The sequence below is a fragment of the Trabulsiella odontotermitis genome, from assembly GCF_001297775.1.
Taxonomy (GTDB): domain Bacteria; phylum Pseudomonadota; class Gammaproteobacteria; order Enterobacterales; family Enterobacteriaceae; genus Trabulsiella; species Trabulsiella odontotermitis.
This window is the reverse complement of sequence record NZ_LIFX01000004.1, coordinates 1-14,519: the sequence shown is the minus strand read 5'-3', so window position 1 is coordinate 14,519 and position 14,519 is coordinate 1. Positions and strand designations below refer to the sequence as shown.

The 14,519-nt window shown below is 51.4% G+C and carries 14 protein-coding genes and 1 tRNA gene; 4 read left to right on the top strand and 11 right to left on the bottom strand.

From position 1 onward, the window contains the following. Nucleotides 1-11: 11 nt before the first annotated feature. From AOY23_RS05615 to AOY23_RS05605, 3 genes are read right to left on the bottom strand one after another with little or no spacing between them, the layout of a single operon-like run. Complete coding sequence (locus AOY23_RS05615; protein ID WP_054178775.1) at nt 12-1,556, bottom strand: ABC transporter substrate-binding protein; 1,545 nt, start codon at nt 1,554-1,556, stop codon at nt 12-14. Nucleotides 1,557-1,569: 13 nt separating this feature from the next. Continuing rightward, nucleotides 1,570-2,676: a C45 family autoproteolytic acyltransferase/hydolase gene (locus tag AOY23_RS05610; protein WP_054178776.1), complete on the bottom strand. Its 1,107-nt coding sequence runs from the start codon at nt 2,674-2,676 to the stop codon at nt 1,570-1,572. A gap of 12 nt (nt 2,677-2,688) precedes the next feature. Next, a complete protein-coding gene (locus AOY23_RS05605; protein WP_054178800.1) occupies nt 2,689-3,549 on the bottom strand; it encodes an alpha/beta hydrolase family protein in 861 nt (286 codons plus the stop codon). A gap of 238 nt (nt 3,550-3,787) precedes the next feature. On the opposite strand from AOY23_RS05605, the gene AOY23_RS05600 reads away from it, so the two are divergent. Continuing rightward, entirely contained in the window at nt 3,788-4,423 is a 636-nt protein-coding gene (locus AOY23_RS05600) for a GntR family transcriptional regulator (RefSeq protein ID WP_054178777.1), read from the top strand. A gap of 21 nt (nt 4,424-4,444) precedes the next feature. Here the strand turns inward: AOY23_RS05600 and AOY23_RS05595 are convergent, their stop codons facing one another. Then, the gene (locus AOY23_RS05595; RefSeq protein ID WP_054178778.1) at nt 4,445-5,428 is read right to left on the bottom strand and encodes a glycosyltransferase; all 984 of its coding nucleotides are present in this window, start codon (nt 5,426-5,428) and stop codon (nt 4,445-4,447) included. Nucleotides 5,429-5,452: 24 nt separating this feature from the next. Further along, nucleotides 5,453-6,346, bottom strand: coding sequence for a GNAT family N-acetyltransferase (locus tag AOY23_RS05590; protein WP_054178779.1), 894 nt, complete (start codon nt 6,344-6,346; stop codon nt 5,453-5,455). Between the two features lie 777 nt (nt 6,347-7,123). Between AOY23_RS05590 and AOY23_RS05585 the strand changes: the two genes are divergently transcribed. Beyond that, entirely contained in the window at nt 7,124-8,245 is a 1,122-nt protein-coding gene (locus tag AOY23_RS05585) for an acyltransferase family protein (RefSeq protein WP_054181224.1), read from the top strand. A gap of 120 nt (nt 8,246-8,365) precedes the next feature. On the opposite strand, the gene AOY23_RS05580 is transcribed toward AOY23_RS05585, so the two are convergent. From AOY23_RS05580 to AOY23_RS05565, 4 genes are all read right to left on the bottom strand, one after another. Next, entirely contained in the window at nt 8,366-8,509 is a 144-nt protein-coding gene (locus AOY23_RS05580) for a DUF1127 domain-containing protein (RefSeq protein ID WP_152958471.1), read from the bottom strand. A 150-nt stretch (nt 8,510-8,659) separates the two neighbouring features. Continuing rightward, nucleotides 8,660-8,941, bottom strand: coding sequence for a hypothetical protein (locus tag AOY23_RS05575; RefSeq protein ID WP_200906044.1), 282 nt, complete (start codon nt 8,939-8,941; stop codon nt 8,660-8,662). 332 nt (nt 8,942-9,273) lie between these two features. Then, nucleotides 9,274-9,361: transfer RNA gene (locus AOY23_RS05570), tRNA-Ser, on the bottom strand. Between the two features lie 143 nt (nt 9,362-9,504). Beyond that, nucleotides 9,505-11,133 carry an ABC transporter substrate-binding protein gene (locus tag AOY23_RS05565; protein WP_054178783.1) on the bottom strand — a complete coding sequence of 543 codons (1,629 nt, stop codon included), beginning with the start codon at nt 11,131-11,133 and terminating at the stop codon, nt 9,505-9,507. A 270-nt stretch (nt 11,134-11,403) separates the two neighbouring features. Here AOY23_RS05565 and yccA point away from each other — a divergent pair, with 270 nt between their 5' ends. Together yccA and tusE are read left to right on the top strand one after the other, a co-directional pair. Next, nucleotides 11,404-12,063: an FtsH protease modulator YccA gene (gene yccA / locus AOY23_RS05560; protein ID WP_038154607.1), complete on the top strand. Its 660-nt coding sequence runs from the start codon at nt 11,404-11,406 to the stop codon at nt 12,061-12,063. Between the two features lie 87 nt (nt 12,064-12,150). Beyond that, nucleotides 12,151-12,480 carry a sulfurtransferase TusE gene (gene tusE / locus AOY23_RS05555; protein ID WP_054178784.1) on the top strand — a complete coding sequence of 110 codons (330 nt, stop codon included), beginning with the start codon at nt 12,151-12,153 and terminating at the stop codon, nt 12,478-12,480. Here the strand turns inward: tusE and yccX are convergent. After that, a complete protein-coding gene (yccX, locus tag AOY23_RS05550) occupies nt 12,477-12,758 on the bottom strand; it encodes an acylphosphatase (RefSeq protein ID WP_054178785.1) in 282 nt (93 codons plus the stop codon). The two genes, tusE and yccX, sit on opposite strands and share 4 nt — an antisense overlap. Before the next feature lie 123 nt (nt 12,759-12,881). Continuing rightward, nucleotides 12,882-14,519 (bottom strand): class I fumarate hydratase FumA (gene fumA, locus AOY23_RS05545; protein ID WP_072170928.1); only part of this gene is annotated, 1,638 nt, incomplete at its 5' end.

Here is a 14,519-nt window from a genome sequence, read left to right as displayed (position 1 = left end):
TCCTCATCTCATCAGGCTTTGCTGACGTTCCACAGCCGCGCTGCAGCTGCCAGCCAGGCTTTATAGCCGCTGATAACCTTGCGGTGAGCAACAATATCCAGCCCCGGATAGAAGATAATCAGCGGGACATCGGCAATCATCTGCTGATGGAGTTTGTCGGTCAGCGCCTGGATTTGTGCCTGATCGTCGAGGGTGGCCAGTTTGTCGGTCATGGCGATGGCCTGTGGATCGCCCCAGACTTTGCGTTTCTGTTGGGTTTTGTCGCCGGTAATTTGTTCAAACGCCAGCGCAGGGTTGAAGCGCGCCGAATAGGTGAATGTCATCATTTGATAGCGGCCGGACTGATAACGCTCCAGCTGCGTCGCCCACTCCATGGTGGTGACACGGGCATTGATACCGGCACCCTGCAACATGGCCTGAATGATGATCGCCATGTCGAAACTCGGTACCGTGGCACGCTTATTGGCGATAATTTCCAGCGGTTGCCCCTTGTAACCCGCCTCTTTCAGCAACTGCGCGGTGCGCGCCGGATCGTATTTGTATCCCTGCTTCTGCACATTGCTGTAAAACGCCGAGGCGACGGAAATATTGGAATTGGAGGCGTGAGCCATATTCTGACTGGTGCCGAGCGCAATCTGTTCACTGTCCAGTGCGGAGGCAATCGCCTGGCGCAGCTTGACGTTTTTCAGCAGCGGATCGTCAGTCTGAATCAACATCACATGACGCTGAGCATTCGGGGCCACTTCGAGCGCGATATTGGGATCTTTTTTCAGATCACTGCCGTCAATCGGGCTGACCTGCGCCAGATCCACCGCACCGGATTGCAGACCTGCTTTTACCGTCGCCGCATCCGGCACGGCCATAAAGCGAACCTCATCAACCAGCGCTTTTTTCCCGCCGACAAAACCATCAGGTTTACCCGGTAAGGCGCTGTAATCAGCAAACCTTTTCAGGGAGACGTATTCGCCGTGTTTCCAGTCGCCAAAAACGAAGGGGCCGGTGCCTATCGGCGCAACCCAGGCGCCATCCGCCGCGACGGATTTCGGACTGATCACCGCCGCGGCGCCGCAATCGGTTCGCGCCAGCGTATCAAGGAACAGCGCCACCGGTTTTTCCAGTGTCATGACTACCGTGCGGTTATCCGGCGCGCTGACGTCAGTCACATGAATCAAACTACTGCCGTCAAATTCACGCAAACATCGCCACTGGGTTTTCGGATCGTTCCAGTGCTTCCAGCTCCATACCACGTCCTGCGCCGTCATGGTGTCACCGTTGTGAAATTTCACCCCGTCGCGCAGATGAAAGGTGTAGGTTTTCCCTTCATTGCTGACGTCCCATGAAGAGGCAAGCATCGGCCCGACCGTACCGTCTTCGCGATACCCGACCAGACCTTCCACAACGTGCATCAGGACATCGTCGGTGTTGCCGTCACGGTTCACGCCTGGCTGGCTACTCCGGATATCCTGATTGAGAGCGAAACGGATCACAGTATTGTCAGCCGCCTGCGCCATCAGTCCCGGCATGAGCAGTGCCATCGCAGATAAAAACTTTTTCATACCAGCCTCTCTGTTAGTCGAGCGTGTAACGTGTAAAGGTGCGGTTCAGCGCCGGAAGCGGCGCCACATCCATCACGCCATCGGCAGGCGTCATCACAATCATCGCCACGGTGGCAGACAAATCACTGCTGAATCCGGGACGTGGCGGGCGGCACACCGAATAAGGGGTTCCGAAATCATCAAAAAAAGCATTTTTCATTTCTTCTTCACCGGGTTTTTCGCAGCCTTTCAGCAACTCGCTGACACGCCATCCCCGGTACAGCGAATCGGGCGATGCCTCAATGCCCTCCTCACGGACTTTGCAGCGGGCGGGCAGGCTTTCCCAATGGTTGGCGTGCACCAGCAGGCCGTTTTGCGGATACAGGGTGAAACTCTCGTCCGGCGCACATTCAAAGTCGATGGCAAACCCCTCTTTGGTGCTGAGGATCATGTTGTTGGAACAGGACTTCGGCGTGGTGGCGACCACTTTCATCGCCAGAGCCATATGCTGCTGCTCCAGCGCTTTACGTCTAATCAGTGACAACGGGACGCCCTGCTGCTGATAGTCGCGCTCGCAGCGCAGATAATTGGCGGTAATCGCGATGCCTGCGCTGTTCATGCCGCTGCGCCCAAGACCTCCTGCCTCAACAAACGTCAGCACATCCGGCCCCTGCTCCCGTTTGATTTTCACCACCACGGAACTCTCCGCGCATTCGGCTCGCCAGTCCCAGTTCTGCCCGTGAATGAGCTTTCCGTGCTGGCTACGTTCAGGCAGAATCACCGCGCCGGTACAGCCGTCTTTTATCGCGTCATCATGCGGCGTCGCACAGCACTGCAGGTTTCGCGCCTGGGCTATGACTTCAGTCCGGGCGTTGATCATCACAATCGCTTCCAGCGGTACGCCAGACGCCGCGGCAATGCCCCGCATCTCGTTAAGATAATCGGCGTCAAAATCGTGGATAATCGCGCTGAAACTGGTGATCAGTTTTTCGCGTTGTTCGCGGCTAATCTGCAGGGCATCAAGCTGGTCGCCATAGATGGCCACGCTGGCGTGAATTCGGGCCTTTGCCTGTTCGCCATACTGGCAGCCGCGCGCATAGGGCGTGCCGGAAATTTCAATGAGCGGAAATGGTTGCGTCACGTTGTTTGCTCCTCAGCGATGTGCCTGCAAAACCCGCAGGAAGAAATCTTTAACCTGCTCCAGAACTTTCATCCCGTCATGGCCGACGTTCGGGACAATGTCCTGTACGGCGTCGATGCCGTGTTCGCGCAGGCTGTTCAGCAATGCCGTGTTGCGCTCGATACGGGTGACGCCAGCATCATTACAGCCGGGCATGTAGTAACGACCGCCGGGTTTGTGTGTAATCTCCCAGGTTTCCAGATCCACCTTCCCCACCACCAGCTGTACCGCCACCTCGCGCAATGCGCGGTAATTCAGGGGCTTGCCAAAAATCTGCTCAAAGTTCTGCACGCCAGGCCACCAGGCCTTGCTGTCGTCCAGCAGCGTGACGGACCCCGGCGCACCGACAGAAACACCGAGCAACTTTTCCGGGTGGATGTAGAGAAAGCGGTGGGCGAAATGACCTCCGCCGGAATAGCCGAACAGCAGAAAGCGGCCAAAGTCATATTCCAGCAGGGCGCTGACTTCGTCGATCATCGCCAGCAGCAACTGGTCGTAGCGAAGATCCTGCTCGATGATGTACTTAAATCCGTGCGCGTTGCCATCGCCCAGCGGCCCGACCGCAAACAACGGCGCCAGCACGACGCACCGGTTGTAGCGCGCAAACTCGGCAAACGCGTCGCGGTACTGCACCATCGAGCGCCCGGTGCCATGCATCGCCACAATCAGGCGATATCCGCTTTTGTCATCATCAAAGCCAGGGGGAACATACAGGCAATACTGAAAGCGCGGATCGTGCTGGCAGGAAAAGATGGTGGTGCTTCCACGGTAGTAAAGCGCCAGACCACGCACGGCGGCATTTTCTGAATTACCTTTAATATCAGTTTGTTGCATAAATTGTTTGCCCATTCAGTCGCTGTTCAAATTCGATTCAAACACAAAACCAAAATTGGCGCCAATTTAAAAAACAATTTATTAACAAAAGATCTGGCTCGTGTCACAATTCGCCACTGAGTCAGATAAAAAAACGATAGTGCCGGGGTTTACGCTGGCGAAAAAACAGGGAGCCCGTCATTATCAGAGGATCGGGCAGCAGCATAAGATCGCAGAAACAGCAGAAGGAACAGAAGATATGGCGCACCGTAAAAGCGCACTGGTACATGTCGCCAATCGCCTCGCGATGGACATCAACACCGGAGAATTTCAGCCGGGCTCCTGGCTGAAACAGGTGGAACTGGCTGAACGCTATCAGTGCACCCGCAGCGAGGTGCGCCGGGCGCTGGATCAACTGGTAATTGAACGACTGGTGCAGCATGTGCCTAACCGCGGCTACCACGTTTATACGCCTGACGAGCAGCAACGCCGCAACATTTCTGCTATCCGGGCAATACTGGAAAGCGCTTCGGCGGCAGATATCGTGGAGCATATTCAACCGCAGCAACTGGATGCCCTGCGCCAGTGCGCGGAATTGTTCGATCACTATACCCAGTACGGTACGCTGTTAGAGCAGTACGAATCTAACCTCGCCTTTCACCGCGCGCTGCTCGCCCCCTGCTCCAACCTGGATATGATTGAGCTCATTTTTGAATTACGTGGCCGGGTGCCTTCCGCGGCGCTGGGGCAATGGAATTCCCATGCCAGAATTGTTCAGTCATCGGAGGAACATTTCGCGATGGTGGCTGCGATTGAGCGCAAGGATGCGGCTGCGCTTGCACAACTTCTGCGGCTGCATATCCTGCAGGAAGACAATCCGAGACGGCACGGATAGCGTGCCGTTGTATCCGGCACATTATTTCGGTGCCAGTACCCGCTGACGACGTGACGGCAGGTAGATTTTACGCATCAGTTTCAGGAAGAAAAAAACATCACTCAGGCTGCTCACCCCTGGCAGCAACTGGCGTAGCGAAATCCGCTGCCTGAACAGCGTTCTCAGTGCCTGCGGGTTTTCCACTTTGCGCCGGTACAACCCCAGAAAGTGCCGACTCTCCACCAGAGCATGCCTGACCAGTGAACCTCTGACCGTGTGATGTTGCGGCTGTGCGCCAATGGCCAGGATTTCTGCAATCAAATCAATATAGCTGGTCGCGCGGATATCATAATAATCCTGCCGGTGCGTTATCGACGCCGGGTTACTGATATAGAGGTAATCCGCTCTGTCAGAGAAATAAAACCGGCCATTTCCGGTCGCAAGCTGAACCGTCCACAATACATCTTTGTGACTTTTGCCTGGCTGGAATCGCAGGTTATTATCGCGGATATACGCCGAGCGGACGATCTGCAGCCACAGGTAGTGCGGCCATTCTTTCTGACTGACGCAATGGCGTATCCACTCGTACCCGGTCAGTGTACTCACGTAAGGCTGCCGGTGGTGGACAGCACGGCGACGTTCCCCGGTGCTGCTGACATGCCAGCCGTTAAAGATAACGACATCCGCCTGTGTTGTACGGGCTGTGTACAGCCGTTTCTGGAGAAAATCCCCGGTGATCTGATCGTCGGCATCAAGGAACACCACCCATTCACCGCGGTGAACTGCCAGCGCCGCGTTACGTGCAGCGTATACGCCCTGATTCTCCTGGTGGAGCGTAATGAGCCGTTCATCGGTGATGGCGCAGAGAACGGCCCATGTCTCGTCTGTCGAGCCATCATCCACGACGATCACTTCCATGTTGACCGCCTGCTCGCTGAGCAGGGAACGAACAAGGTCACCAATACAGGCCGCTGCATTGAATACCGGAATAATAACGCTAATATCTTTTTGTTGATCGTGTTTCATGTTTACGTATGCATGGTCGCGGAATTAAGCAATCAGACGATAAAGCGGTTCCCGATCACACCAGCGGGCTTTATAGTCAGCGGTCGGACGGCCAAAGCTAAATCGCATCTGTTTCCCTGTTATCTGGCAATAATCCTGCGCTGCCTGAATATTCACCCATGCCGCCAGCGTCCCTACTGATAACGATGACAAGGCGAGATCCATTCCGGCGTTAATGTAATCCAGATAGACGCGTTGATGATCTTCTGACTTAGTGAGCCATTGCATGGCGCAGGGTTCATCGTTGAAGGTAAGTATTTTGCCGAACATAAGATCGGGGATGTCATTTAGTAAATCAGCTATCGGCTCTGCTGTGATATTTTTCCCGCGTCGCAGAAAATACAGACGCGCATAAATACGGATGAGTTCATCATGTGAATAATCGGTGACACAACGGACTTCGCCGCCACTATTCAGAAAGCGTTTTAACTCGCGATTGCGCGACTGGCGTGTTTTCTGACTGACCGGCCTGACAATGCTGATTTCTCTTCCTGCATTGAGCCGGTGGCTACAGTTCATGAATGATGCATGATTAAGCCCGGACAAAAATTTCGTTCTGAACGGGAGCAACGCTCTGGTCTGCGGGGATACCGGCAATACCAGTTCGTCAAAATTAAGAGGATAGCGGGTTAACTGGTGCGCTTTCACTGGCTTCTGGTCACCGGCAATATACTTACCATCCCAGATACATACGCCGCCCGTTAACTCCCCTGACCGGCTTCGTTGAATAAAGAATGTTTCATTAAGACGATGTCGGGTATGAAAGAAATGAAGAATACGAGGATTTGCGAGCGTACTGCCACCAAACCGATCATAGGCCTGAATATAATCCTCAAAAGAGGCTTCATGCCAGCCAAAGCGACGGGATAAAAAATGCATGAACGTTCCTTGTCGTTATTTTTTGCGTTCAGATTCTTTAACGGAAATTTCCCGTTTTTCCCTTATCTCCTGATTAACGAGCATCAGGCAACGGTCGCAATACTCATTATCCAGCCCGAAGAGGCGCTCCGACAGGCTCCTCTTCTTATTGCATCGCATACACCTTTTCATACTATTCCCTGTAATCGCATTCCGCAGTCACGTGCTCAGGGCACAAGCGTCCCGCCCGTCAGGAGACAGGAAATGGATTAATAAACAAAGAGTTAGTTATTTTCCGGAAATTTAACACAGCCGCCGCCGGGTGGATAATTCATTTTGCAGATCGATTAATGTTAATCGATCGTTTTTATCGATCATTATTGCAGTGATCTAGCCGTTAACAGCATTATCGGCTGCAGGAGCGTTCAGAAACGGAGAATACAACCGGGAGATCACTACAACCGCGGGTTCACAGAAAAATGTGAAAAAGAACTGAACAGCTAAGAGTATAGTTTTTTTACGTTCAAGTAATTGCAGAAAGGGAATACTGGCATCAAACAAAAGATTTAAATTTTCCTTTGTTTAATTTTTAACGATGTTAATTTAAGTTAAGGCATTATATTTCACCTTAAATATAAATTCTGGTTTCAGCCATTAGGAAAGCGGCATCTGGCGAGTTATATTATCGCCGGCAGTAGATATAAGAGATATTAATTTTTCTGGGCACTCTCAGCAAAATTTGCCTTATGGGTTTGATGAGGCCTTGATTATACCTTTACTGGAAAGTGGAATAGCCCTTTGAAGAAAAACAATTTAGAATCTATACAAATGTTTCGTGGAATTGCAGCACTGATGGTGGTTGTGTTTCATTTCAGAGAGGTTTTACCACTTAGCTACGACACGTTTATTGGTCACTTTATTATCCGCGGATACTCTGGCGTTGATATGTTTTTCGTTATAAGCGGCTTTATCGCTTATTATACAGTCGAAAACTCAGTATATACGGGCACTCGTCAGGGCATATATTATTTTTTCAAACGCATAGCCAAAATAATCCCCCTTTATTTTATTTTTACGCTACTCAGTTCCGGGCACACTCTTGATAGCTTTTATCAGACATTGAAATCTTTGATGTTTATCCCTCTTGGGCTTGGACGTGAGGGGCCTATGTATGGCGGCGCACGGGTAAGTCAGGGTTGGACTCTAAACTACGAAATGTATTTTTATCTCGTGGTAACGCTATCTTTCTTTTTCGGTAAATTTAAGTGGTGGTTTACCAGTATAACTATAGTTTCTTTCGTTGTTATTCCACCGTGTGTTATCGGAATGCCAAAAAATTATGCGTTCGAAGGATTCAATTTCGACAATCAATATCTAAGTATGATTACAAATCCTATAAACATAGAATTCCTTATTGGAATTTTAGTAGGATTTGCTCATTCCAGAATGAATGATAAAGCCAACAAAGCATGGTATGTACTAATCATTCTTTCGACAATTGGGTATATCGCTAATCTGTACAGCCCCTTTAATTTTTCATTCCGGGCGACCGCATGGGCGATTCCTGCCGCATTGATTATCGTGTCTTTTTTAAAATTAGAAAAAACACATAAAATAAAAATCCCAAATATTTTAATAGAAACCGGAAACAGATCATTTTCAATTTACCTTGTTCACGCCGGAGTGATAGGATTAATAACAAAAATCGCAGATCATAGTTTCCATAAAGGCGGACAAGAATATCACTTTATGCTCGGAATATCTTTATTCGCTATCGCATTTGCTATTACATGGTTTATTTCCGGGCTAACATACAATTACATTGAACGAAAAGTCTCGAGCAAATTTAGAAACTGGCTACTTTCACGAGATATTTTTAAAGCCAACGTCCACCACGAAAGCAAACTAAAAGCACTTTAATATTAAGTGGGTGAAATATCTGGTCTGAGTATTATTTAAATATTCCCATCCAGATATTTCTACTTTTCTTCAGCGGGAATGGTGGCCCGTTGATTTAAGGTGCTGTGCTAAGCCCACTGGCTAAGGGAGATCATCACGTGTAAGACCAATGTCCTTCAGTTGATCATCACTCATTTTTTTAAGCGTAATATATGCATTCCGGCGTACTTGTACTCTTTTAAGATATTTTAAAAAGAAAAGGAAAAGAGATAGCGCTTTCGGCATTATTTTAAATAATAAGCATTTTATAAAGCAGTAACCTTTCTTTCTTTTGCAGTTCATTTTAGATGCCTGCTCATCAAGATAAGATAAACTGACAATATTTACGTTATTGTCAGTTTCAGCGTCGGGCACATGTGGAGTATAAATTTTGAATTAGTTTTCTTTCTCAATTAATCTGTGTGCTGCATTAGCGTCTAAATCCAGCGCATAAATTTTCTTTAACTCAGCGATACACGCCAGGCTTTGTTCACCGAATGCACATTTACCTTCAAAAGCGTGGAGCACTATCCCTTCAACCAAATCCCCTAAACTAATATCGTGGTATTCAGCCAGGCCTTTCAGCACCTTGAGGATACGTTTTTCTATACGGAAGCCGGTTTGCACCCGTTCAATATTGAGAGAATCAGTCATTGGTTGTTCCTGTTCAGTTGTCATTACACTTCCCTCATTCAAAAAGTGAGCGGTAACATCATGAAACTCATGAACGAGGGGTAGGACAATTCGTTACCTAGGTAACTTGTTACCAATGTAAGATCAGTCATCTATCCTGTCAATGAGATTTTGCGGCAGTTGAATGAAAAGGGCCCGCGACGCTTTAGTGAGGACAACACCGAAATTCAGGTTGAGACGTACGATCGAATGGTCAAAATGTCACCAACTCTGGACATTCCGCTGATGGGAGAAGAAGGTTAAACGCGGGGAAAAAAGGGAAATATTCAAACACCAAAAAACAAAGGGGTTACCTTTCGGTAACCCCTTGTTTAATCTGGCGGAAGCGCAGAGATTCGAACTCTGGAACCCTTTCGGGTCGCCGGTTTTCAAGACCGGTGCCTTCAACCGCTCGGCCACACTTCCGGAATGAGGCGCACTATAAACATCCCTGTTCGCCGTGTAAAGCCTGTTTTTGATCGTTTGCCTGAAAAACCATCAAAATGCCGCTTTTCGCCTGAAATAGCAGCGCATTGACCAGTTATTCAGCATGTTAGCACGCCATCAAATTAATTTTTTTTGATGTACATGTCTTTGGTGTAGTAGTACCCCAGCCGGTCCGGGTTGAATCCCCCTACCCACGGCTTGACCAGGTGGGAGCGAACGTAGTGATAAAGGGGAATCGCCGGGACATCCTGCCCTATGCGGTCTTCCGCCTGCTGGTAGTATTTGCCGCGTTCAGTCAGCGCCTCCGCTTTCGACGCATTGATGAGCGCTTCATCGAACGCCGGGCTGCTGTAACGACTGGTGTTTTCGCTATCGCCGGTGCGGAAGTTGTTCAGAAAGGTCGAGGCGTCGTCGTAGTCGGCAATCCAGGCATAGCGTACCACGTCAAAGTTGCCGGTATGCATGTTGTCGAGCATGGTTTTCCATTCCTGGTTTTGCAGCTTCACCTCCACGCCGAGGTTCTTTTTCCACATTGAGCTGGCGGCGATGGCGATCCGCTGATGGGATTCCTGAGTGTTATACAGCAGACTGAATGTCAAAGGATGGTCCTTGCCAAACCCTGCCGCTTCCAGCAGTTTTTGCGCCTCGCTGATGCGTTTTTCCATCGGCCAGCTGGCGTAGTCCGGGTTCGTCAGTGTCACACCGCCAATTTCTGGCTGGCTGATGACCCAGGCGGCACGTTGCCCCTGTCCCAGCACCTTTTGCGCAATGATGTCTTTATCCAGCGCCATATTGAGCGCCAGGCGAACACGCGGATCGTTAAACGGCGGTTTCGTGGTGTTGAACTGGTAATAATAAGTCGCCAGTTGTGGCTTCACGCTGAGCTGATCACCCAGTGTTTTCTTCAGCGAGGCAAACTGGTTGATCGGCACCGTCGAGGTAATATCAATCTCACCCGCTTTGTAGCGGTTCACATCCGCCGCCTCCGAGGCAATCGGCAGGTAAGTGACGGTATTGATCACCGTATGCGCATCATCCCAGTAGCGCGGGTTACGTTGCGCCACGATGCGCTCGTTCACCACCCACTGCGAAATCTTATAGGGGCCGCTGGTGACGATATGCTCGGGCTGAGTCCATTTATCGCCAAAACGGCTGATCAGGATTTTATCGACCGGCACCATCGACTGGTGAGCCAGCATCGGCAAAAACGCGGCGTTTGGCTGGGTCAGCGTCACCTGAAGCGTGGTGTCGTTGAGCGCCTTCACCCCCAGCGTATCGGGCGCTTTTTTGCCGTCGACAATCTCTGCCGCATTAGCGATACGCATATTTGCCGGGTAAGAGGCATACGGAGAGACGGTTTTAGGATCAACCAGACGTTGCCAGCTCCAGACGATATCCTGCGCCGTGATAGCCGTGCCATCGGACCAGGTAACGCCGGGGCGCAAATGGAATGTCCAGACGGTATTGTTCTGTTCTTCCCACGAGACAGCCAGTCGCGGTTCGACCTGACCATCCGCATTGACCGACACCAGACCTTCAAACATGTCCTTGATAATATTCGCTTCGACATCACTTTCAACTTTATGCGGATCGAGCGATGACGGCTCGCTGCCGTTGTTCCTGACCAGCGTCTGCTCCGCCGCCAGTTCAGTCCCGGCAGGCACCGTGGCGGCAAACGCTGCCGACGTCACACACAACAGTCCTGTAGCCAGCAATATTTGCGTAATGCGATTGTGTTTATATGGTTTCATGTCCATTGCCTTATGCTGAGAATTTTTGCGACACTGCATCCAGTCTTAGTCATGGAATTCCGATAAAGCAATAATTTTCAGTAACCTATAAGATGTCGATCTGCTTCGCTGAATGAAAAAATCGTTTATGCTAACTTTCTGATTAATGGTGAAATAATCTGCTATTAAGAAAGGAAGCCGAATCGGTAAAGTTGGGTAAAAGCATTAGGGCTTTGGCTTTCCTTTTTTTATGCTTCTTCGTTAATGATATCTGTCATAAGAGAGTGACTTATGGATCGTATAATTACCTCGTCACGCGATCGTTCATCGCTGCTGAGTACGCACAAAGTTCTGCGTAACACTTATTTTCTTCTCAGCCTGACGCTGGCATTTTCTGCCATCACAGCAACAGCCAGCACGGTACTGATGCTGCCATCGCCAGGGCTTATCCTGACGCTGGTCGGGATGTATGGTCTGATGTTCCTGACCTATAAGCTGGCAAACAAACCCAGCGGCATTCTGGCGGCTTTCGCGTTCACCGGCTTCCTGGGCTACATCCTCGGCCCGATCCTTAACGCGTACCTTTCAGCCGGAATGGGCGATGTCATCGGCATGGCGCTCGGCGGTACCGCGCTGGTGTTCTTCTGCTGCTCGGCTTACGTACTGACCACCCGCAAAGACATGTCCTTCCTCGGCGGAATGCTGATGGCAGGTATCGTGGTGGTACTGATTGGCATGGTGGCAAACATCTTCCTGCAACTGCCAGCGCTGCACCTGGCGATTAGCGCGGTGTTTATCCTGATTTCTTCAGGCGCCATCCTGTTTGAGACCAGCAATATCATCCGCGGCGGCGAAACCAACTACATTCGCGCGACCGTCAGCCTGTACGTATCGCTGTATAACATTTTTGTCAGCCTGCTGAGCATTCTTGGCTTCGCCAGCAGAGACTAACGGTTAACGTCCGACACGAAAGCCCCGCTTATGCGGGGCTTTCTTTTTTGCTACACTGCCGCCAGTTTGTTCAGATTATGAAGCGCTATGTTTATTTTTGACGGCAGAGAAATTGAAACCGATAGCGAAGGCTATCTGAAAGACACCACGCTGTGGAGCGAGCCAATGGCGGCGACAATCGCCGAAAACGAAGGTATCACGCTCTCCCCTGAGCACTGGGAAGTGGTGCGTTTTGTGCGCGAGTTTTACCTCGAATTCAACACTTCCCCCGCTATTCGCATGCTGGTGAAAGCGATGGCCAATAAGTTTGGCGAAGAGAAAGGCAACAGCCGCTATCTGTACCGTCTGTTCCCGAAAGGCCCGGCGAAGCAGGCCACCAAAATCGCAGGTCTGCCCAAGCCGGTGAAATGCATTTAGTAGCGGATATCGAAGTTATTCCACGTTCTGGCGGGTTGATGCGGTTCAGTAAGCACTTTATCGACCCGCGCGCTCCGCGGCCCTCCCGCCTTCAGCCAGTCAATTAGTGCCTCGACCTGTTGCGCCTCGCCGCAGGCCAGCACTTCGACGCTGCCATCATCCAGATTGCGGGCGTAACCGGTCAGCCCGAGCTTCAGCGCCTCGCGTTGCGTGCAATAGCGAAACCCGACACCCTGAACGATGCCGTGAACCCATGCGCGGGTACAGATGTTTGCCATCATTGATCTCCTTGAATACCTCTTACCTGCAAACAGGTTTAAGTATTGATGGCTTTGCCTTTTTGTTGTAGTCCTTTATGCCATTACAGCGATAAAAAAAACCGCCCCGGAGGGCGGTTTCGTTTACTTCACGCAGCGCGTGCATTGCGATGACTGGATCTGCTGGAAGAAGTCGTTGCCTTTATCATCCACCAGGATGAACGCCGGGAAATCTTCCACCTCGATTTTCCAGATAGCTTCCATCCCCAGTTCCGGGTACTCCACACACTCCAGGCTCTTAATGCTGCCCTGCGCCAGTACCGCTGCCGGACCACCGATGCTGCCAAGATAGAAACCGCCGTGCTTATGGCACGCGTCGGTCACCTGCTGGCTGCGGTTGCCTTTCGCCAGCATGATCATGCTGCCGCCTTCCGACTGAAGCTGATTCACGTAGGAATCCATCCGCCCTGCGGTGGTTGGCCCCAGCGAGCCGGAAGCATACCCTGCCGGGGTTTTGGCCGGACCGGCGTAGTAGATAGGGTGATCCTTGATGTACTGCGGCAGCCCTTCGCCTTTATCCATCCGCTCTTTCAGCTTCGCGTGGGCGATATCGCGCCCGACGATAATGGTGCCGGTCAGCGACAGGCGCGTGGATACCGGGTACTGCGACAGTTGTTTGAGGATTTCATTCATCGGGCGGTTCAGATCCACACGTACTGCTTCACCCTCGCCCGCCTTACGCAGCGCTTCCGGGATGTATTTGCCCGGATTGTCTTCCAGTTTTTCCAGCCAGATACCGTGACGGTTAATCTTCGCCTTGATGTTGCGGTCCGCCGAACAGGAAACGCCCATGCCGACCGGGCAGGAGGCGCCGTGGCGCGGCAGACGGATCACGCGGATATCATGCGCGAAATATTTACCGCCAAACTGCGCGCCGAGGCCGAGGTTCTGCGCCTCTTCCAGCAACTCTTTTTCCAGTTGTACGTCGCGGAACGCCTGGCCGTGCTCGTTACCTTCCAGCGGCAGACCGTCATAGTATTTGGTCGAGGCGAGTTTGACGGTTTTCAGCGTGGCTTCCGCCGAGGTGCCGCCAATGACAAACGCAATATGGTACGGCGGGCAGGCCGCGGTCCCCAGCGTGCGCATCTTCTCAACCAGATAGTTTTTCAGTTTACCCGGCGTCAGCAGCGCTTTGGTTTCCTGATACAGATAGGTTTTGTTGGCCGAGCCACCACCTTTGGCGATGCAGAGGAATTTGTACTCGTCGCCGTCCACGCTGTAGAGGTCAATCTGCGCCGGCAGGTTGGTGCCGGTGTTAACCTCTTTATACATGTCCAGCGCGGCGTTCTGCGAGTAACGCAGATTGTCTTCGATATAGGTGTTGTACACCCCGCGGGCCAGCGCCGCTTCATCGCCGCCGCCGGTCCAGACGCGCTGGCCTTTTTTACCGGTGATGATGGCGGTGCCGGTGTCCTGACAGGTCGGCAGAATGCCCTTCGCGGCGATTTCCGAGTTACGCAGGAACTGCAGCGCGACGTATTTGTCGTTCTCGCTGGCATCCGGGTCGTTCAGGATATCGGCGACCTGCTGCTGATGCGCCGGACGCAACATAAAAGAGGCATCGTGGAAAGCGTGTTGCGCGAGGAGCGTCAGCGCCTGCGGGTCTACTTTGAGGATCTCCTGCCCTTCAAATTCTGCGACAGAGACATAATCGGGGCTGAGGAGATAGTATTCGGTGTCATCCTTTGCCAGGGGGAAAGGATCCTGATAATGAAAGGGTTT